This window comes from Neisseria sp. P0022.S010 (assembly GCF_051956635.1).
In genome coordinates this window covers 17,737-38,102 of record NZ_JBQCXF010000014.1, presented here as the reverse complement: position 1 = coordinate 38,102, position 20,366 = coordinate 17,737, and the positions used below count along the sequence as shown (strand labels likewise).

The 20,366-nt window shown below is 51.5% G+C and carries 20 protein-coding genes and 1 riboswitch; of the genes, 15 read left to right on the top strand and 5 right to left on the bottom strand.

Annotated elements, in window-relative coordinates:
- The first annotated feature begins 40 nt into the window (after window positions 1-40).
- Both rpmA and ubiM read left to right on the top strand, forming a co-directional pair.
- Window positions 41-313 (top strand): 50S ribosomal protein L27, encoded by a 273-nt coding sequence (gene rpmA / locus ACTHUT_RS03290; protein ID WP_002212328.1) that lies wholly within the window; start codon window positions 41-43, stop codon window positions 311-313.
- A 274-nt stretch (window positions 314-587) separates the two neighbouring features.
- Window positions 588-1,772, top strand: coding sequence for a 5-demethoxyubiquinol-8 5-hydroxylase UbiM (gene ubiM, locus ACTHUT_RS03285; RefSeq protein ID WP_440386068.1), 1,185 nt, complete (start codon window positions 588-590; stop codon window positions 1,770-1,772).
- A 68-nt stretch (window positions 1,773-1,840) separates the two neighbouring features.
- Here the strand turns inward: ubiM and ACTHUT_RS03280 are convergent, their stop codons facing one another.
- Both ACTHUT_RS03280 and queF read right to left on the bottom strand, forming a co-directional pair.
- On the bottom strand, window positions 1,841-2,518 hold the full coding sequence (locus ACTHUT_RS03280; RefSeq protein ID WP_070814256.1) for a 7-cyano-7-deazaguanine/7-aminomethyl-7-deazaguanine transporter: 678 nt from the start codon (window positions 2,516-2,518) through the stop codon (window positions 1,841-1,843).
- Between the two features lie 100 nt (window positions 2,519-2,618).
- On the bottom strand, window positions 2,619-3,092 hold the full coding sequence (queF, locus tag ACTHUT_RS03275; protein WP_003748427.1) for a preQ(1) synthase: 474 nt from the start codon (window positions 3,090-3,092) through the stop codon (window positions 2,619-2,621).
- Window positions 3,093-3,095: 3 nt separating this feature from the next.
- Window positions 3,096-3,140: riboswitch (PreQ1 riboswitch) on the bottom strand.
- A 147-nt stretch (window positions 3,141-3,287) separates the two neighbouring features.
- Between queF and rfaQ the strand changes: the two genes are divergently transcribed.
- Window positions 3,288-4,370, top strand: coding sequence for a putative lipopolysaccharide heptosyltransferase III (rfaQ, locus tag ACTHUT_RS03270; protein WP_440386069.1), 1,083 nt, complete (start codon window positions 3,288-3,290; stop codon window positions 4,368-4,370).
- A gap of 6 nt (window positions 4,371-4,376) precedes the next feature.
- Here rfaQ and ACTHUT_RS03265 read toward each other — a convergent pair whose 3' ends face one another.
- Window positions 4,377-5,357 (bottom strand): hypothetical protein, encoded by a 981-nt coding sequence (locus tag ACTHUT_RS03265; RefSeq protein WP_440386070.1) that lies wholly within the window; start codon window positions 5,355-5,357, stop codon window positions 4,377-4,379.
- Between the two features lie 363 nt (window positions 5,358-5,720).
- Between ACTHUT_RS03265 and ACTHUT_RS03260 the strand changes: the two genes are divergently transcribed.
- Both ACTHUT_RS03260 and pncB read left to right on the top strand, forming a co-directional pair.
- Window positions 5,721-7,016, top strand: a complete 1,296-nt coding sequence (locus ACTHUT_RS03260) for a M23 family metallopeptidase (protein WP_003748435.1) — start codon at window positions 5,721-5,723, stop codon at window positions 7,014-7,016.
- Window positions 7,017-7,108: 92 nt separating this feature from the next.
- Entirely contained in the window at window positions 7,109-8,329 is a 1,221-nt protein-coding gene (pncB, locus tag ACTHUT_RS03255; protein WP_440386071.1) for a nicotinate phosphoribosyltransferase, read from the top strand.
- A gap of 39 nt (window positions 8,330-8,368) precedes the next feature.
- Here pncB and mtgA read toward each other — a convergent pair whose 3' ends face one another.
- Window positions 8,369-9,070, bottom strand: a complete 702-nt coding sequence (gene mtgA / locus ACTHUT_RS03250) for a monofunctional biosynthetic peptidoglycan transglycosylase (protein ID WP_003748438.1) — start codon at window positions 9,068-9,070, stop codon at window positions 8,369-8,371.
- Window positions 9,071-9,072: 2 nt separating this feature from the next.
- Window positions 9,073-9,882, bottom strand: coding sequence for a shikimate dehydrogenase (gene aroE / locus ACTHUT_RS03245; RefSeq protein WP_440386072.1), 810 nt, complete (start codon window positions 9,880-9,882; stop codon window positions 9,073-9,075).
- A 198-nt stretch (window positions 9,883-10,080) separates the two neighbouring features.
- Here aroE and glnA point away from each other — a divergent pair, with 198 nt between their 5' ends.
- From glnA to ACTHUT_RS03195, 10 genes are all read left to right on the top strand, one after another.
- Window positions 10,081-11,499 carry a type I glutamate--ammonia ligase gene (glnA, locus tag ACTHUT_RS03240; protein WP_440386073.1) on the top strand — a complete coding sequence of 473 codons (1,419 nt, stop codon included), beginning with the start codon at window positions 10,081-10,083 and terminating at the stop codon, window positions 11,497-11,499.
- A gap of 384 nt (window positions 11,500-11,883) precedes the next feature.
- Window positions 11,884-12,534 carry a site-2 protease family protein gene (locus tag ACTHUT_RS03235; protein ID WP_003748444.1) on the top strand — a complete coding sequence of 217 codons (651 nt, stop codon included), beginning with the start codon at window positions 11,884-11,886 and terminating at the stop codon, window positions 12,532-12,534.
- A gap of 131 nt (window positions 12,535-12,665) precedes the next feature.
- Window positions 12,666-13,670: a tRNA dihydrouridine synthase DusB gene (gene dusB, locus ACTHUT_RS03230; protein ID WP_440386074.1), complete on the top strand. Its 1,005-nt coding sequence runs from the start codon at window positions 12,666-12,668 to the stop codon at window positions 13,668-13,670.
- A 70-nt stretch (window positions 13,671-13,740) separates the two neighbouring features.
- The gene (locus ACTHUT_RS03225; RefSeq protein ID WP_003684241.1) at window positions 13,741-13,980 is read left to right on the top strand and encodes a Fis family transcriptional regulator; all 240 of its coding nucleotides are present in this window, start codon (window positions 13,741-13,743) and stop codon (window positions 13,978-13,980) included.
- A gap of 43 nt (window positions 13,981-14,023) precedes the next feature.
- Window positions 14,024-14,758 (top strand): glutamine amidotransferase-related protein, encoded by a 735-nt coding sequence (locus tag ACTHUT_RS03220; protein ID WP_440386075.1) that lies wholly within the window; start codon window positions 14,024-14,026, stop codon window positions 14,756-14,758.
- A gap of 76 nt (window positions 14,759-14,834) precedes the next feature.
- Window positions 14,835-15,710: a DMT family transporter gene (locus ACTHUT_RS03215; RefSeq protein WP_440386076.1), complete on the top strand. Its 876-nt coding sequence runs from the start codon at window positions 14,835-14,837 to the stop codon at window positions 15,708-15,710.
- A gap of 63 nt (window positions 15,711-15,773) precedes the next feature.
- Window positions 15,774-16,592, top strand: a complete 819-nt coding sequence (locus ACTHUT_RS03210) for a hypothetical protein (RefSeq protein WP_440386077.1) — start codon at window positions 15,774-15,776, stop codon at window positions 16,590-16,592.
- A gap of 108 nt (window positions 16,593-16,700) precedes the next feature.
- On the top strand, window positions 16,701-17,870 hold the full coding sequence (locus ACTHUT_RS03205) for a chloride channel protein (protein WP_440386156.1): 1,170 nt from the start codon (window positions 16,701-16,703) through the stop codon (window positions 17,868-17,870).
- 162 nt (window positions 17,871-18,032) lie between these two features.
- Window positions 18,033-19,613 (top strand): bifunctional phosphoribosylaminoimidazolecarboxamide formyltransferase/IMP cyclohydrolase, encoded by a 1,581-nt coding sequence (gene purH / locus ACTHUT_RS03200; RefSeq protein WP_440386078.1) that lies wholly within the window; start codon window positions 18,033-18,035, stop codon window positions 19,611-19,613.
- A 73-nt stretch (window positions 19,614-19,686) separates the two neighbouring features.
- The gene (locus ACTHUT_RS03195; RefSeq protein WP_440386079.1) at window positions 19,687-20,202 is read left to right on the top strand and encodes an SMI1/KNR4 family protein; all 516 of its coding nucleotides are present in this window, start codon (window positions 19,687-19,689) and stop codon (window positions 20,200-20,202) included.
- The last annotated feature ends 164 nt before the right edge of the window (window positions 20,203-20,366 follow it).

Sequence of the window (20,366 nt, the reverse complement as noted above, 5' to 3'; positions counted from 1 at the left end):
GGCAATCGCCTAATTTCAAGTAAGTTCAGGAGTATTACAAATGGCAAGTAAAAAAGCAGGCGGTAGCACCCGCAACGGTCGCGATTCAGAAGCCAAACGCTTGGGCGTTAAAGCCTACGGCAACGAGTTGATTCCGGCAGGCTCCATCATCGTTCGTCAACGCGGTACTAAATTCCACGCAGGTGACAACGTAGGCATGGGCAAAGACCACACTTTGTTTGCTAAAGTCGACGGTTACGTTGAATTCAAAACCAAAGGCGCGCTGAACCGTAAAACTGTCAGCATCCGTCCTTACACTGGTTCTGAAGAATAATCGTTTTACGATTGAAAACCGCATTCCCTTTTCGGAATGCGGTTTTTGTTTATTTGACTGTTTGTCCGTTTGATAAAATCCGTATGTTTTGAAGCTTGATTTATATTAAGGTCAAAGTAAAAACGCGCTTACAATTGATAACATTTGTTTTATTCTATCAATGCTTTCTATATAATCTATCAAATGCCTTTGATTTACCCTCATGTAGCTAAACACAGTAAACTTAAGGCCGTCTGAAAAAATCCGTATCAGTTGAATACAAGGAATTCCTCCCATGAGCTTACACAGTGATATTCTCGTCGTCGGCGCAGGTCCTGCCGGATTAAGTTTTGCCGCAGAGTTGGCCGGAAGCGGGTTGAACATAACCCTGATTGAAAGAAGTCCTTTAGAAGTGTTGCAAAATCCGCCGTATGACGGCCGTGAAATCGCACTGACGCACTTGTCGCGCGAAATCATGCAGCGATTGGGTATGTGGGATTTGATTCCAAAAGACGAAATTTATCCTTTGCGCGATGCCAAAGTGTTGAACGGTCATTCCGATTACCAGCTCCACTTCCCGCAACCGACTGAGGCGCGCGGTGAGCCTGCCGATTGCTTGGGCTATTTGATTTCCAATCACAACATCCGTAAAGCCGCTTATGAAGTCGTGTCCAAATTGGACAACGTGAAAATTCTGGCCGGCACCAATGTTAAAGAAGTTAAAACTTCCGACAATGAGGCACAAGTCATTTTGGAAAGCGGCGAAGTATTAACCGGCCGTCTGTTGTTGGCCGCCGATAGCCGCTTCTCGCAAACGCGCCGTCAATTGGGCATTTCTTCCGATATGCACGATTACAGCCGCACCATGTTTGTGTGCCGCATGAAGCATACTCTGTCCAACCTGCATACTGCATATGAATGCTTCCACTACGGCCGCACCATTGCGTTGCTGCCTTTGGAAGAGCATTTGACCAATACGGTGATTACGGTGGACAGCGATAAAGCCGAGACGATTAAAAACATGTCGCCGGAAGAATTGGCAGCCAGCGTGAAAGAGCAACTCAAAGGCCGTCTGGGCGATATGGAATTGGTCAGCACCATTCACAATTATCCTTTGGTCGGCATGATTGCCCAACGTTTCTACGGCAAACGCAGCGCGTTGATCGGCGATGCCGCGGTCGGTATGCATCCGGTTACTGCGCACGGTTTCAACTTGGGTCTGGCAAGTGCCGATCTTTTGGCCAAATTGGTTCTTGAAGCCGAGCAACGTGGTCAGGATATTGGTGCGAAGAGCCTGCTGGAAAAATACAGCACCAAGCATATGCTCCACGCCCATCCGATTTACCACGGCACCAATATGCTGCTGAAACTCTTTACCAATGAAACTGCTCCGGCGAAACTGCTGCGCGGTTTGGTATTGCGTGCAAGCAATAACTTCCCGCCGCTGAAAAAACTGATTACCAAGCAATTGACCGGTTAATCATTTGAAAACATAAAAGGCCGTCTGAACGATTAAAGTTTCAGACGGCCTTGTTTTTTATCTATTGCTTATTCGGCTAAAACCGATTCGGGCATTTCTTGACGGACGTTTAAGGAAGTCAGTTTTTTGGTCAAGATGCTCAATACGATGCCGTAGGCAGGCAGGAAGAAGAGGGTGCAGATGGCGAGTTTGAACAGATAATCGACAAATGCGATGCCCTGCCAATTTGCCGCCATAAATTCATCGTTGCTCGCGTAAAAGGCAACGGCAAAAAACACCAGCGTGTCCAAAGCATTGCCGACAACGGTGGAAGCAGTAGGGGCAGCCCACCATGATTTCAGACGGCGTAATCTGTTGAACACGAAAATATCGAGGATTTGCCCAAGCGCATAGGCGGAAAAGCTGGCCAATGCGATGCGGCCGACGAAGGTGTTAAATTCGGCCAAAGATGCCCAGCCTGTCCAGTTGCCGTCATGAAAGAGGACGGAGAAGACGTAAGAGAGCAGCAGGGCGGGGAACATCACCCAAAAAATAATCCGTCTCGCCAACGGCGCGCCGAAAATGCGCACGGTCAGGTCGGTAGCGAGGAAGATAAAGGGGAAGGAAAATGCGCCCCAAGTGGTAAAGATACCGAAAATCTGAAAGGGGAACTGCACCAGATAGTTGCTGGCGGCAATAATAAAAATATGGAAAAGCACCAGCCAGAAGAGCGCTTTCTTCTGCTGTGCGGCGGTAAATTCGTACATGGAAATCTTTCGGAAGTATTTCAGACGGCATGAAGCCTTGCGAGACTGTGCAATAGAGAAAGTCTTGCAATGAAAAAGGCGTTAGGCCGTCTGAACGGAATTATTGTGCGTCGTGCTCAAACAGGCGTTTGCGTGCCAAAGCTTCAAACTCTGTGCCTGCTTTGCCGTAGTTGGCAAACGGATGAATGGCGATGCCGCCGCGCGGTGTGAATTCGCCGAATACTTCGATGTATTTTGGATCCATCAGGGCGATGAGGTCTTTCATGATGATGTTGACGCAGTCTTCATGGAAGTCGCCGTGGTTGCGGAAGCTGAAAAGATAGAGTTTCAGTGATTTGCTTTCCACCATTTTGATATGGGGGATGTAGCGGATGTAGATGGTGGCAAAGTCGGGCTGGCCGGTCATCGGGCAGAGGCTGGTGAACTCGGGGCAGACGAATTTGACGAAATAGTCGTTGTCGGGGTGTTTGTTGTCGAACGCTTCCAAAATTTCAGGTGCGTATTCGCTCGGGTATTGGGTTTTCTGGTTGCCCAAAAGGGAGATGCCTTGCAGCTCTTCGTTGTTGCGGGACATGAGGTTTCCTTAGTTTTTTAATGTGGGAGGTTTTCGAACCACGGGGTGCGGATTGTAATATAAATTGCATGGCTTGTGCGGATTTTATAGCGATGAATCAGCAGGATAGCTTTCAGACGGCCTGTTTTGTATTTTATGAAACCTGTTTTCCGCTTTACAATAGCAGCCAATCAACAGGCCGTCTGAAAGTTTTGTATGTCTTTAGCCCAACCCAAACGTATCCTGATCATCAAATTGCGCCATCATGGCGATGTGCTTTTGAGCACGCCGGTGGTCGATGCGCTGAAAACCCGTTTCCCCGATTGCGAAATCGATATGCTGGTGTATGCCGGTACGGAGCAGCTGATTGCCGATAATCCGCAGATTGCGCAGATTTTTACCATTGATCGAAATTGGAAGAAGCTGGGCGTATTCAAGCAGTTGGCGTGTGAGAAAAACCTTTTTTCAAAGCTGAAGGCACGCGATTACGACTGGGCTTTCAACCTGTCCGACCAATGGCGCGCGGCAATAATCGCCAAACTGTGCGCCCGTTGCAGCGTGGGTTTGGACTGCATCAAGCGCGACGGTTTCTGGTGGCGTTTCTGTCATGATTTTATCAACCATGAGCTGGATACCAGCTATCATATCGTTGAAAACCAGTTGAATATCCTTGCGCCGCTTATCCAGCCCGAAGACGTGGCCGACGCGAAGGTGCGCCTTTGGGTGGCGCAAGATGCAAGGGAAAGCATGCGGCAGAAATTGCGTGCTCAGGGTTGGAACGGTGAAGATTATGTGTTGATGCACCCGGGTGCGCGTTGGCATTTCAAATGTTGGGAAGACGGTAAAAATGCTGCCATCGTACAGCTTCTGCTCAACAGCGGGCAGAATGTCGTATTGACCGCTTCCCCCGACAATGTCGAGCAATACATGCTTCAGGAAATTATAGGCCGTCTGAATATTCCTGAAGGCGGAAAAGTTTGGGTGTTATCCGGATGCTTGAGCCTGCGTGAATTGGCGGCGGCCATCGAGGGCGCCAAACTGTTTATCGGTGTAGATTCCGCACCGATGCACATCGCCGCCGCTTTGGATAAACCGCAAATCGCTTTGTTTGGTGCGTCATGGGTGGACAAATGGCGTCCGTATTCCGAGCAGGCGGAAGTCATTTATGCCGGCGATTATGCCGAATTGCCTAACCCCGACAGCATCGATACCAACGATCCGACCCGTTTGTTGAAAGCGATTCCGTTGCAGGATGTGTGGGATAGAATTTCGGCCAAACTGGAAGCGTTGGAGGCTTAAAACCGCTTACCACGATCCGTTAAACGTTTTAGCTTTGCGCCAAAACGCCCATTTTGAACGGCGGCCGATTTCCAGCGTGCCGCCGTTTTCGCCGTCTGTGGCAATGCACACGGTTTTCAGACGGCCTGAATCAAGAGCGTCCCATAAAGGCGCAAACCAACGGGTTTCCCAGCTTTCCAAAATATCTTTGTACGCCCAAACATCGCCTGTCTGTAAGGTGGAAACCAAGTCGTCCAAAAAGATAAGGCCGTCTGAAACCGTGTTGCCTGTTTCTTGAACCATCTCAAACCAAGCCTTCAAATCATACGGCGCATCGAGTTTGGGCGTATCCGAAAAACGCGCCCATGCGCTGTCTGAAGCGACGATATCCGCAGACTGTGTACCGTCCGCATCATTCCACAGCCACAAACCGTTGATTTCCGGCAATCCTTGTTGTTCACGCGCTTGGTTAATCGGATGCGTGTGGAGAAACATTTGGATTTCCGTCTGCATGGACAACCAAGACACCGCATCTTTGCCGTGCGCCTGACCGTCCATTTCCGGCTGCCCGCACACATCCAAAACACATTCCGCCCCCCAATCTTCTATCCTCGGCATACTGAGCAGCCACATGCTTTCGCAAAGCGGCTCGAATTGCCAATCTTTATCTTGATAAAACGCCGACAAATCCGCACATAACCGTTGCGCCTCCTCTTTTTGGATGCCGATAAACTCACCGCTGATAATGTTGACATGGTGCATGCCCATCTGTTGCCAAACCGGAGAGGCAAAAGCGGCTGTGCGTTTTTGGCTTGTGTGGCGTAAACGTTGCACTTGGGCAATGAGGCTGCCGCTCCACAAATGGCGTCCGTAAAATTCAGACGGCCTGAGTGTTTCTTTGCGTAATGTGCCGTAACGCAAAAGACGGTTAAAAGCAGGTAAGGCAAGCTCAGGGACGGATTCGTCGGCAAAGCGGTTGAGCGAGGGAAGGGCGAGGGTCAGCTTCATAAGCGCAAATAGATAGAAAAACCGTTATTTTACGCGACAAATGATGCGTTTCGGAACCTTGCCATTACGCCCTGAAAAAGAGCCGTTCAGACGGCCGGTTTGGAAAAAACGGGCTGCCATGCTAAAATGCGTGGCGTAAATTTCAGAAAAACAGGGTGTAAATCAACACAATAGCCCTGATAATAACGTCAATCTCAAACACGACCTCATTCATTCCGAATGAAAACCTGATTTTCAGATCGGAAAAAAGACTCAAAGTCCTTTATCCCCAAAACTGTTTAAACCAGCAGGCGGTCGCAGCAGGCCGGATGTGCCGGCATTCTGCAAACCTAAAAAAACAGACCGCCCCATTAAGGATAACGCGTGATTAAAAACAAATATTCCACTCGATTCAAAGCAACCCTCTTAGCGTTTCTGCTGCCGGCTTCAGGCATCATGACCGCATACGCCATTACCGACCCTCAACCAGCACAAACCGATTTCAAAGTCGAGCGTATTTCCGAAGAGCTGCCTGCCGTTTATGTGGAAACCAATACCTATCAATCCAGCTATTGGGCGCAAGAAGCCGTCCAAGCCGGCGACTCTTTGGCAGACGTTTTGACGCGCATGGGTGTCAACCAAGAAGACATCAAGCAAATCATGGCGAAAAACAATGCCAACCTTGACATGAAAAACCTGCGGACCAACCAATCCGTCAACATCCGCATCGATTCTTCAGGCCAAGTGACCGACGTTCAATTCTTTACCGATGAAGAATTGGAACGCAACTTGGTGGCTTTGGAAAAAGTTAAGGGCAAATGGCGCATCTCCAATGCCGAAATCGACATGAAAACCATGCCGACCCTGCGCTCCGTGCAAATCCGCACTTCCGCCATCGGCGATATGCTCCGTGCCGAAATCCCTTCCGAAGTGTATATCCAGCTCAAAGAAATCTTTGCCGACTCGTTCAATATGAGCGATTTGAAAGAAGGCGATACCGTACGTCTTTTGTACAACAGCATGTATTTCCGCGGCCAACAAATGGCGGTCGGCGATATTTTGGCGGCTGAAGTGGTCAAAGACGGCAAAACTTATCAAGCCTATTATTACAGCCAAGGCAAAGGCGACGAAGAAAGCGGCAGCTACTACGACCAAAACGGTAAGTCCCTGCAACAAAAAGAAGGCTTTAATACCGAGCCTGTTGCATACACGCGTATTTCTTCTCCGTTCGGCTACCGTGTCCACCCGGTTCTGCATACCGTCCGTATGCACACCGGTATCGACTATGCCGCGCCGACCGGTACGCCGATTAAGGCCGCTGCCGATGGTGAAGTGATTTTCAAAGGTTGGAAAGGCGGTTACGGCAATACCGTGATGATTCGCCATGCCAACGGCGTGGAAACCCTGTACGGCCACATGAGCGCGTTCAGCCCTGCCGACGGCAGAGTCCGCGCCGGCGAAGTGATTGGTTTTGTCGGTACAACCGGCCGTTCGACCGGCCCGCACCTGCACTACGAAGCACGCGTCAACGGCCAGCCGGTCAACCCGACTACCGTCGCCCTGCCGACGCCGAAGCTGACCCCGACCAATATGGCCGCGTTCCGCAAACAGCAAAAAGATGCCAGCACGATGTTGTCTACCATCCGCTCTTTGCCGGTTTCCGTAGCGCAGCTGGATTAATAAGATAAAGGCCGTCTGAATAAGGTTTCTTTCAGACGGCCTTTTCCATTAAAATTGATACCTCAACGCCCACGTTTACTCAGAGAAAACTTATGTCTGCTTATCAGCCCATTATCCAATCCCTGCTTGATACCGACCTGTACAAATTCACCATGCTGCAAGTCGTGTTGCATCAATTCCCGCAAACCCACAGCCTCTACGAATTCCGCTGCCGCAACAAAGAGATGGTGTATCCGCTGGCCGATATTCAAGAAGACTTGGAACGCGAACTCGATGCCCTGTGTCAGCTGCGCTTTACCCATGACGAACTCGACTACCTGCGCAGCCTACGTTTTATCAAAAGCGACTTTGTCGATTATCTCGAACTTTTCCAACTCCAACGCCGCTTCGTCAAAGTCAGCCCCGACGATCAGGGCCGTCTGAATATCCGCATCGAAGGCCCGATGATACAGGCGATGTTCTTCGAGATTTTCATTCTTGCCATCGTCAACGAACTCTATTTCCGCCGCTTGGAAACGCCAGCCGTCATCGAAGAGGGTGAGCGCCGTCTGCAGGCCAAAGCGCAACAGCTGAAGGAAATTGCGGCTACACAAAATCCGAATGATCCGCCATTCCTGATTTCCGATTTCGGCACACGCCGCCGCTACACCCTCGCATGGCAGGAACACGTTATCCGCACCTTATTAGAAGCCGCTCCCGATATCGTGCGCGGTACCAGCAATGTTTATCTGGCCAAAAAACTCGGCATCACACCCATCGGTACCATGGCGCACGAGTTCCTCCAAGCCTTCCAAGCCTTGGACGTACGTTTGCGCAATTTCCAAAAAGCCGCGCTGGAAAGCTGGGTACACGAATACCGAGGCGACCTCGGCATCGCCCTGACAGACGTGGTCGGCATGGATGCCTTCTTGCGCGATTTCGACCTGTATTTCGCCAAACTCTTCGACGGTCTGCGCCACGACAGCGGCGATCCTTATGTTTGGGGCGACAAAGCCTACGAGCATTACAAAAAACTCAAAATCGACAGCCGCACCAAAATGCTGACCTTTTCAGACGGCCTTGATATTGAGCGTTCATGGGCGTTGCACCAATACTTCAAAGACCGTTTCAAAACCAGTTTTGGTATCGGTACCAACCTGACCAACGATTTGGGACACACGCCTTTGAACATTGTCTTGAAGCTCGTCGAGTGCAATGGCCAATCCGTTGCCAAGCTCTCCGACTCTCCGGGCAAAACCATGACCACCAACAACACCTTCCTCGCTTATCTGCGCCAAGTGTTTGACGTACCGGAGCCGGAAGAGAAAGCCTAAAAACAAAGGCCGTCTGAAATGTTCAGACGGCCTTTTGAATTAATCCATATCGCTTTCGGGCAATTCTGCCGAACCCATGCGGCGCAGGATGATATTGGTTTTGTTGTGCATCCGTTTGCTCTTAGGGTGGTCTGCGTAAAACAGCGGAGCCGGAACGCGCGCCGTGAGTTTGGCGGCTTGTTGGCGGGTGAGGGCGGAGGCAGGTTTCTTGTAGAAATACTGGGACGCCGCTTCCGCGCCGAATACGCCGTAGTGCCATTCGATTGAGTTCAGATACAGCTCAAAAATGCGGTCTTTGTCGGTAACCGCTTCCATCATCGCCGTAATCGCCGCTTCTTCGCCTTTGCGGATGTAGCTGCGGCTTTCGTTAAGAAACAGGTTTTTCGCCAGCTGCTGACTGATGGTCGAACCGCCGGCTTTGACTTCGCCGCTTTGCTTATTGCGTTTCATGGCGTATTTGATGCCGTTCCAGTCAAAGCCGCTGTGTTCGGCAAAGTTGGCGTCTTCGGAAGCAATCAGGGCTTTTTTGAGGTTGACGGAGATTTGGTCGTACGGCACCCAGCGGTAGTCCAGCTCGACATCGCGCCCTTCGCTTGCAAACTGGCTCATGCGCATGGACATGAAGGCGGTTTTGCTGGGCGCGACGGCGCGGTAGGTAATGATGTTGCCGTACACATAAGCGTTGAAGAAAATGAAGATGCCGATGGGCAGGGCAATCAGCCATTTGATGATGCGGAACATGGTTACAGGGCTTTCATGTATTCGATAACAGGACGGATATCGGGCGTAAATCCGCGCCAAATATGGTAAGAGGCGGCAGCCTGACCGACCAGCATGCCCAGGCCGTCTGAAACTTCGGCCGCGCCGCTGCTTCGGGCAAAGTTCAAAAACGCTTGCGCCGCTTCGCCGTAAACCATATCGTAGGCAAGGCGGCAGTTGCGGAAAATTTCAGGATTGACGGCTGGAAGCTGACCGCTCAAGCCGCCGGACGTGCCGTTGATGATGATATCAAAGCCGCCGTTCAAATCCGCCATCGGGACGGCTTCAATGCCGAAAAGCTGAGCCAATTCCTCGGCCTTGGCGTGGGTACGGTTGGCAATGACGATACGGGCAGGGCGGTGTTCTTTCAAAACAGGAATCACGCCGCGCACAGCGCCGCCCGCGCCCAAAAGCAAAATGGTTTTGCCTTCGATGGCAATGTTTTTAACCTGCGTGATATCGTTGGCCAAACCGATACCGTCGGTGTTGTCGCCGTGTATCCTGCCGTCTTCCAACCACACCAGCGTATTGACCGCGCCGGCAGCCAAAGCGCGGTCGGAATGCTCATCCGCCAGCGCAAAAGCTTCCTGCTTGAACGGGACAGTTACATTCGCACCTTGCCCGCCCTCGGCACGAAACGCCGCAACAGCTTCGGCAAAACCGCCGATTTCAGCACAAATGCGCCCATATTCGATGGCCGCGCCTTCCTGCAGCGCAAACTGCTGATGGATTTGCGGTGATTTACTGTGTGCAACGGGATTGCCGAAAACGGCGTAACGCGGGGTATTGTTCATAAAACAGGTTCTGCGGAAACAAAAGAAAAGAGTGCTTATTATAGCGGTCTTTATGTTAAGAAAGCGTAATGTAAAATTGTTGACAATCAAACAGTCTGAAACTATATTTCAGTGCGTAAAAACGGGCGCCCTGATGTATTTCAGACGGCCTTACCGTGATAGAATAACAAATTATACCCAATCCCTCAGGAGCTGAAGATGTCCATCAAAGACGCTGTAAAACTGATTGAAGAAAGCGAAGCCCGCTTCGTAGATTTGCGCTTTACCGATACCAAAGGCAAGCAGCACCACTTTACCGTACCTGCCCGCATCGTCCTCGACGATCCCGAAGAATGGTTTGAAAACGGTCAGGCGTTTGACGGTTCGTCCATCGGCGGCTGGAAAGGCATTCAGGCTTCCGATATGCAGCTGCGTCCCGATGCATCTACAGCCTTCGTCGATCCTTTCTACGACGATACCACCGTTGTCTTTACCTGCGACGTCATCGACCCTGCCGACGGCCAAGGCTACGACCGCGACCCACGCTCCATCGCCCGCCGCGCTGAAGCTTACTTGAAATCTTCCGGTATCGGCGACACCGCCTATTTCGGCCCCGAGCCTGAATTCTTCGTTTTTGACGGCGTAGAATTTGAAACCGATATGCACAAAACCCGTTACGAAATCACTTCTGAAAGCGGCGCATGGTCAAGCGGCCTGCACATGGACGGTCAAAACACCGGCCACCGCCCGGCCGTCAAAGGCGGTTACGCCCCTGTTGCACCGATTGACTGCGGCCAAGACCTGCGTTCTGCCATGGTCAATATTTTGGAAGAACTCGGCATCGAAGTGGAAGTGCACCACAGTGAAGTCGGTACCGGCAGCCAAATGGAAATCGGCACGCGTTTTGCTACTCTGGTTAAACGTGCCGACCAAACCCAAGACATGAAATACGTCATCCAAAACGTTGCCCACAACTTCGGCAAAACCGCCACCTTCATGCCCAAACCCATCATGGGCGACAACGGCAGCGGTATGCACGTCCACCAATCCATTTGGAAAGACGGTCAAAACCTGTTCTCAGGCGACGGCTATGCCGGTTTGTCCGATACCGCACTTTATTACATCGGCGGCATCATCAAACACGCCAAAGCCCTGAACGCGATTACCAATCCGTCCACCAACTCCTACAAACGCCTCGTGCCGCATTTTGAAGCACCGACCAAACTGGCATATTCCGCCAAAAACCGTTCCGCTTCCATCCGCATTCCGTCTGTGAACAGCAGCAAAGCACGCCGTATCGAAGCGCGTTTCCCTGATCCGACCGCCAACCCATACTTGGCATTTGCCGCTTTGTTGATGGCCGGTTTGGACGGCATTCAAAACAAAATCCATCCGGGCGACCCTGCCGATAAAAACCTGTACGACCTGCCTCCGGAAGAAGATGCATTGGTGCCAACCGTTTGCGCCTCTTTGGAAGAAGCACTGGCCGCCCTCAAAGCCGACCACGAATTCCTGCTGCGCGGCGGCGTGTTCAGCAAAGACTGGATCGACAGCTACATCGCCTTCAAAGAAGAAGATGTCCGCCGCATCCGCATGGCGCCGCACCCGCTGGAATTTGAAATGTATTACAGCCTGTAAAACAGCTGAAACATTTTAAATAGGAAATTAAAGGCCGTCTGAAACTGAATTTGAAGTTTCAGACGGCCTTTAGGCTTAAAATAGATAGGGCGCTCAAATTGGGTATGATAGCGGGAAACAATGAATCATGCCGTTGGAAATCCTTTATGGAATCGGTTCTACGTGTTAAATTTCAGCATGACAGGCCTTTTATTAAAGATATTCGCCATTACTTTGTAGTAATCAGTCTTCAAGTTGAATCCGCAAGGTAAAGGCATTACTTGGCGAGAGCTGAAAGAGTCTTTCGGTTCGGACAAAAAACAGGAAGATTAAAGCCTCAGGCCGTCTGAAAGGGTATTTAAGGATATTTTTTGTTTTCAGACGGCGTGTTTGATAAGGAAAAACATGTTTGCAAATTTTGATTTAGGCGTATTTCTGCTGGCAGTATTGCCTGTGTTGTTGGCCATTACCGTGCGCGAAGTGGCACGCGGTTATACGGCGCGTTATTGGGGCGACCATACCGGCGAGCAGCTTGGACGTTTGACGCTCAATCCGCTGCCGCACATCGATCCTGTCGGTACGATTGTCGTGCCGCTGGTGTGTCTGATGATAGGCAGTTTTCTGTTCGGCTGGGCGCGTCCCATGCCCATCGATTCGCGCAATTTCCGCGATCCGCGCCGCGCGTGGCGTTGGGTGTCGATTTCAGGCCCGATTGCTAATCTGATTTTGGCGTTCTTTTGGGGTTTTGTGGTCGTACTTGCCGCGTATGTGCCTGAGTCTTATCAAGCACCGTTGGCACAGATGGCCGGTTACGGCGTGATGGTGAACTCGATTTGGGTCGCATTCAGCCTTATTCCGATTTTGCCTTGGGACGGCGGTATTTTTATCGATACCTTCCTCAATGCAAAGCAGTCCATGCAGTTCCGTAAAATCGAGCCATACGGCACATGGATTATCCTGATCCTGTTGTTTACAGGCCTGCTGGCCAAACTGATTTGGCCGATTATCGACATGATTCAGACCGCAGTGCAGATGGTTGTCATGTTGTTTATTTAAATGTTCTGGCTGAAAAGGCCGTCTGAAACCCAGTTTCAGACGGCCTTTTTCATTGTGCAACATGTAAATACGATTGGAAAAGTTGCTTAAAAATTGTACAATTTCAGCCCCTTCAATTCGGCGCACACATCATGCACATCGGCGGCTATTTCATTGACAACCCCATCGCACTCGCCCCCATGGCAGGGATTACGGACAAACCGTTCCGCCGGATTTGCCGCGAGTTTGGCGCAGGGTGGGCAGTGTGCGAAATGCTGACCAGCGACCCGACCTTGCGCCATACCAAAAAAACCCTGCGCCGCAGCGATTTTGAAGGCGAGGGCGGCGTGGTGGCCGTCCAGATTGCCGGCAGCGATCCGCAGCAGATGGCGGAAGCCGCGCGGTATAACGTCGGCTTAGGTGCGCAGGTGATTGACATCAACATGGGCTGCCCGGCCAAAAAAGTCTGCAATGTTCAAGCCGGCAGCGCGTTGATGCAAAACGAGTCGCTGGTTGCCGAAATCTTGGCAGCCGTTGTCAACGCGGTGGACGTACCCGTTACCCTCAAAACCCGTTTGGGCTGGCACGATGAACATCAAAACTTGCCGACCATCGCCAAAATCGCCGAAGAATCAGGCATCGCAGCCCTTGCCATCCACGGCCGCACACGCACGCAGATGTACAAAGGCGAAGCGCGTTACGAATTGATTGCCGAAACCAAAGGCTGTCTGAACATCCCCGTTTGGGTCAACGGCGACATCACTTCGCCGCAAAAAGCCGCCGCCGTCCTCAAACAAACCGCCGCCGACGGTATCATGATAGGGCGCGGCGCACAAGGCAGGCCGTGGCTCTTCCGTGATTTAAAACATTACGCCGAACATGGCGTTTTGCCGCCGGCCTTGAGCTTGGCAGAATGCAACGCCACCATTTTGAACCACATCCGCGCCATGCACGCGTTTTATGGCGAAGTCGCCGGCGTGCGCATCGCCCGCAAACACATAGGCTGGTACATCGACGCCATGCCCGACGGCGAGCAAACACGCCGGGATATCAACCGCTTGGAGAGCGCCGCGGCACAATACGATACCCTTGCCGCCTATCTTGAGACGCTTTCAGAGAAAACCGACCGCTGGGTATGCCACTATCGGGAAGGCTAAAGGGTTTCAGACGGCCTCATCATTTAAAAATAAATCCATTTAAAAACAAATCTAAAGAAAGACAATCACGATGAATCAAACGACGACTGACATTGCGCAATGTATTGAACAAAACTTACGACAATATTTCAAAGACTTGGATGGTACGGAACCTTGCGGCGTGTATGATATGGTGTTGCATCAAGTGGAAAAGCCGATGCTTGCCTGCGTGATGGAGCAATGTGGCGGCAACCAGTCTAAAGCGGCGGTCATTTTGGGCTTGAACCGCAATACCCTGCGTAAAAAATTACAACAGCACGGTATGCTGTAATACGGCAGGGCAACCCGTCCTGACGGTCGGAGGAGAAATAAGAATGCAAAATCCGAATAAATTAAATATCCATTTCATCCTGCACGAGGCATTTGAAGTGCCGGGCGCATATTTGAAATGGGCGCAATGGCACGGGCATAACATCAGTGCGACCAAAGTGTACGAAAGGGAAGCCCTGCCTGACAATGTGGACGATATAGATTTTTTGATTGTGATGGGCGGGCCGCAATCGCCTGATGAAGACAGGCAGGCATTCCCGTATTACGACCCCCAATCCGAGCTGCGCCTGATGCGTCAGGCGATTGCGGCGGATAAATATATTGTCGGCGTGTGTTTGGGTGCGCAGCTTTTATCCGTTGCCTACGGCGCGCGCCACACGCGCAGCCCTGAGCGTGAAATCGGCATTTATCCGATTGAGCTGACGGCGGAAGGTTTGGCGGATGCCCATGTTTCCCTGTTGGGCAAAACCCTGGATACCGGCCATTGGCACGGTGATATGCCCGGTTTGACGGATAAGGCGGTTGTGTTGGCAACCAGCAAAGGCTGTCCGCGCCAGATTATCCGTTTTGCGCCCAAACATTATGCCTTCCAGGCCCATTTGGAGTTTGACCGTGAAGCCGTCGGGCTGCTGATTGCGGCGGACGGGCGCGAAAATGTAGCCGAACAAAGCCAAGTCCAAACTTATGTCCAGCATCCGGATAAAATCGCAGCGGCGGATTTCAGTGAAATGAATGCCAAACTCTTCGACTTTTTGGATTCGCTGACGCAGACAAAATAAAAAAGGCCAACCCTTCAGGCCGTCTGAATAATAAATATAGAGAAGAAACGATTAACCCTTTTTAAAAGGTCGGACCATGTTCTATCAAATACTTGCCCTGCTGATTTGGGGCAGCTCTTTTATCGCTGCCAAGTATTCTTACGAGATGATCGACCCGGCGCTGATGGTCGAGGCGCGGTTGTTGATTGCCGCATTGATGGTGCTGCCGTCGTGCCGCCGTCATTTGGGTAGGATTCCGCGGAGCGAGTGGAAGCCCTTGTTGTGGATTTCCTTTGTCAACTACGTTGTCGTTTTGATGCTCCAGTTTATCGGTTTGAAATACACATCTGCCGCCAGCGCGATTACCATGGTCGGGCTGGAGCCTTTGCTGGTCGTCTTTGTCGGCCATTTCTTCTTCAACGACAAAGCCAAACTGTACCACTGGATTTGCTGCGCGGCGGCGTTTGCCGGCGTGGGCATGATGGTATTGGGCGGCGCGGAAGAGGGCGGTACGATTGACTGGTTCGGCTGTTTGCTGATTTTGCTCGCAGGATTCGGTTTCGCCGGCGTGATACGTCCGAGCCAAAAAATGATTGCCCGTATCGGTGCGCCCGCATTTACCGCGGCTTCCATGGCGGCGGCGGCGCTGTTGTGCCTGCCGTTTTCGCTGGTGTTGGCAGACAGCTATCAAATCAATTGGTCGTGGGGCGGTACGCTGTCGGTGTTGTATATGGGGATCGGCTGCAGCTGGCTGGCCTATCTGTTGTGGAACAAAGGCATGAATAAAGTCCCTGCCAACGTCTCCGGCCTGCTGATTTCGCTCGAGCCTGTTATCGGCGTTATCATGGCGGTGTTGATTTTGGGCGAACATTTAAGCAGCATGGCCGCGCTGGGCATTACCGTCGTCATTTCGTCCACTTTTGTCGCCGGTATGTTGGCGCGTATCGGCAGCAAACACAAAAAGGCCGTCTGAAAACAGTTTCAGACGGCCTGAAGTCGCCGTACTTTTTCAATCAAACATTTTGGGAAAATTTCTATGAAACGCATCATCTCCCTGCTTTTGCTTGCCTGCCCCGTTTTGGCGTCGGCTGCACCCGATAACGACAAAGCCGCCGTACAGGCCGTCATTGCCAAGCATTACAACCGACCGCTTGCCGCGCACAAATGCCAGCTTACCGAGCCGCCGAAAGACGGACAGGCACCATCTAACAACATCATGTATTGCATGAAACCCGTTGCCGACCATACCGTCACACGCAACAGCAAAGCCGCGCGCTATGTGCTGTACACAGGTTTTGCCTACGATATGGAACAAAAAATAAAACAGGACGCCCATGCTTCTCCCGGCCTGGCAGAATTGTTTGTTTTGGAAAAAACAGACGGCAAGTGGGCAATCAAACAGCACGGAAGAGATGAAATCGGCGCATGGGGGGATGTGCCGGAGAATAAGGCGTGGAAGTTTGTTCAGGTAGGCGCGCAAAACTGGGGCTATGTTGCCGAGTCAAGTTATACAGGCCAAGGCGACACGACGACTTCGCAAAACTTCCTGTTTACCGATGATAGCAACCGCATCCGTAAAAGCTTTATTCTCAGCGGTAACGATAACGGCGCATATTTTGGCGATTGCGATGAATTGAAAGGGCGTGAAAAACGAGACTGCAAAGACAGATATACCAGCATGGAAGCCAAAATTGCTTTTGACAAAAGCCGTCCTGCCGTATCCGGCGTATGGGCGTTGACTGCAAAACTCAGCGGCGTATCAGGAAAGAAAAATTATAAAAATCAGAAATATATTTTCCCTTATAACGGCAAAACCCACGTCGTCCCCAAAAACTATCCCTTAGGCGGACAATAGTTCTCCCGAAAAACGCTTTGATCAAACCATTACTACCTCAAGTCAAAACCCGTGAAAGACACTCATAAACTCTGGGCCGCCCTCATCATTACCGGCATCATCGGCGGCATGGTCGGCATTGTATTAACCGAAATCATGCATACGATTCAACATCTTGCCTATGGTTACGGTTCAGACGGCCTATACGTTTCATTCCGAGAGGGCGTAGCGCAGGCAAGTCCTGCGCGGCGTGTCGTGGTCGTGACCTGTTGCGGCGTGGTGGTCGGCTTGGGGTGGTGGTTGCTTAAACGCTACGGCAGACCTCAACCGGGTATCAAAGCCGTGGTTAAAAATCCGCTCGCCGGTTTTCCGTTTTTTGAAACCGTCAGCCATGCCCTGTTGCAAATCATTACTGTCGGGCTGGGCTCGCCGCTCGGCCGCGAAGTTGCGCCGCGCGAAATGACCGCCACTTTCGCCTCAGTCGGCGTCAACCGTTTCGGATTGAGCGAAGACGATGCAAGACTGGTCATCGCGTGTGCCTCGGGTGCAGGTTTGGCGGCCGTGTATAACGTGCCGCTCGCCTCCACACTTTTCATCCTCGAAGCCATGCTGGGCGTATGGACGCAGCAAGCCGTCGCCGCCGCATTGCTGACTTCCGTCATCGCCACCGCCGTCGCACGCATCGGTCTGGGCGACGTGCAGCAATATCATCCGGCCAACCTTTCCATCAACACCTCATTACTTTGGTTTTCCGCCATCATCGGCCCGATACTGGGCGCAGCCGCCGTCTTTTTCCAGCGCACCGCCCAAAAATTCCCCTTCATCAAGCGCGACAACATCAAAATCATTCCCTTGGCCGTCTGCATGTTTGCACTCATCGGCGCGATTGCTGTTTGGTTTCCCGAAATTTTGGGAAACGGCAAAGCAGGCAACCAATTGACCTTTGGCGGCATGACCGACTGGCAACACAGCCTTAAGCTGACCGCCGTCAAATGGCTGGTCGTCTTGATGGCGCTGGCGGCAGGCGCATACGGCGGCCTGATTACCCCGTCCATGATGCTCGGCAGCACCATCGCCTTTGCCGCCGCAGCCGCGTGGAATACTTTCTTTCCTGCCATGTCGTCCGAAAGCGCGGCCGTTGTCGGCGCCGCCGTTTTCCTCGGCGTTTCCCTCAAAATGCCCCTGACGGCCATCGTCTTTGTTTTAGAACTCACCTACGCCCCCGTTGCCTTGCTCATGCCCTTATGCGCAGGCATGGCAGGCGCAGTATGCGTGGCAAAGAAAATGGGATTTAAATAGGCAAAAACATCAGGCCATCTGAAACCGAGTTTCAGACGGCCTTTTACAATAAAATTGTCAACAATATCTATAAAAACCTACTGCCAAAAAGGCGAAAATAGCGGATAATACCGCCCTGAAAATTCATCCCATATCGATTAAACCTTCAACAAAGGAAATCTCATGTCTTCCATCAAACGCGCCCTGATCAGCCTGTCCGACAAGACAGGCGCAGTCGAATTTGCCCAAACCCTGACCAAGCTCGGTGTAGAAATCCTCTCTACCGGTGGTACAGCAAAGCTCTTGGCTGATGCAGGCGTTCCCGTTATCGAAGTTGCCGACTATACCGGTTTTCCCGAAATGCTCGATGGCCGCGTGAAAACCCTGCATCCGAAAATCCACGGCGGCATCCTCGGACGTCGCGATTTGGACGAACATGTCGCCAAGATGGAAGAACACGGCATCGGCAATATCGATTTAGTGTGCGTCAACCTTTACCCCTTCGCCGCCACCATCGCCAAGCCAAACTGCACACTGGAAGACGCGATTGAAAACATCGACATCGGCGGTCCGACTATGGTGCGCTCCGCCGCGAAAAACTGGAAACACGTCGCCATCGTTACCGACACAGCCGATTTCCCGGCCATCGCTGCCGAACTCGAAGCCAACAACGGCGCCTTGAGCGACAAAACCCGTTTCAACCTTTCACGCAAAGCATTCAGCCATACCGCCCAATACGACGGTATGATTTCCAACTACCTGACCTCGCTTTCAGACGACGTCTTGAGCGGTCAGCCCCAAATCGGCGAATTCCCAAGCCAGTTCAACCAAAGCTGGATTAAAGTGCAAGACATGCGCTACGGCGAAAATCCGCACCAACGCGCCGCGTTCTACCGCGATATTTACCCCGCCGCAGGCAGCCTTTCCGCCTACAAACAGCTTCAAGGCAAAGAATTGTCGTACAACAACATCGCCGATGCCGATGCCGCCTGGGAAGCCGTCAAATCCTTCGACGCGCCCGCCTGCGTGATCGTGAAACACGCCAACCCGTGCGGCGTTGCCGTTGCAGCCGATACATTGACTGCCTACAAACTCGCCTACGCCACCGACACCACCAGCGCGTTCGGCGGCATCATCGCCTTCAACCGCGAAGTGGACGGCGAAACCGTCAAACAAATTACCGACAACCAATTTATGGAAGTCCTCATGGCGCCGAAGTTCACCGCCGAAGCCCTCGAAATCGCCGCCGCCAAGAAAAACGTGCGTGTATTGGAAGTGCCGCTTGAGGCAGGCGCGAACCTCTTTGAACTCAAACGCGTCGGCGGCGGACTGTTGGTACAAACCCCCGACATTCACCGTCTCAACCGCGCCGATTTGAAAGTCGTCTCCAAACGCCAACCGACCGAGCAAGAATGGAACGATTTGCTGTTTGTCTGGAACGTCGCCAAATACGTCAAATCCAACGCCATCGTCTTCGGCAAAGGCGGCCAAACCTACGGCATCGGCGCAGGCCAAATGAGCCGCGTGGACAGCACCCGCATCGCCGCCCGCAAAGCGCAGGACGCAGGTTTGGACTTAAACGGTGCATGTGCCGCTTCCGATGCCTTCTTCCCATTCCGCGACGGCGTAGATGTCATTGCCGAGCAGGGCATCAAAGCCATCATCCATCCGGCAGGCTCCATGCGCGACCAAGAAGTCTTCGATGCAGCGGACGAACACGGCATCGCCATGGTCGTAACCGGCATCCGCCATTTCCGCCACTAATAAGCTGATATAAAATAAAGGCCGTCTGAAAACCGATTTCAGACGGCCTAAGTTTTAATATATGGGATAAGTCATGTCTTTTAGCCAAACCGAGTTGGCAGATTTTGCTGCCAATCTTTTTGTTAACTATGACGAAGGTTTTGAAGGGGATACGCCGCTTACGGATGAGATTATTGCGCGTGTGGAAGAGGAGCTGGGCTATTCTCTGCCCATTGACTATATCGCTTTGATGCGCCAGAAAAATGGCGGTAGTTTGAAACGTTGTTTTTTTCGTTATACCGATACGGATGGATATGAATGCGAACTTATGGTTCGTGGTATATATGGAATTGGTTTTACGAATAATAATGCCCTGTGCGGTAAAATGGGCAGTCGTTTTTTGGAAGATCCTAAAAATCACGCATTACCGCATATTGGCGTTTACTTTGCCGAAGAAGATAGCGGACACGGATTTTTTGCGCTGGATTATCGCAACATAAATGCCGATGGTGAGCCACCGGTTATCAATATTTATTTGGATAATTTTCATGAAGAATATATTGCCGACAGCTTTGCTGCTTTTATTCGCCGTTTGACTGCAGATGAGTAAGCAGGGCGGATAAGTAGTTAGGATTTCAAATATTCTTGTTACTAATAAGCTGATATAAAATAAAGGCCGTCTGAAACCCATTTTCAGACGGCCTTTTTCAATACATTAAATCAAGACAAAGCAACAAAGCCATATCCATTCCGATTCATACGGCAACAAAACGT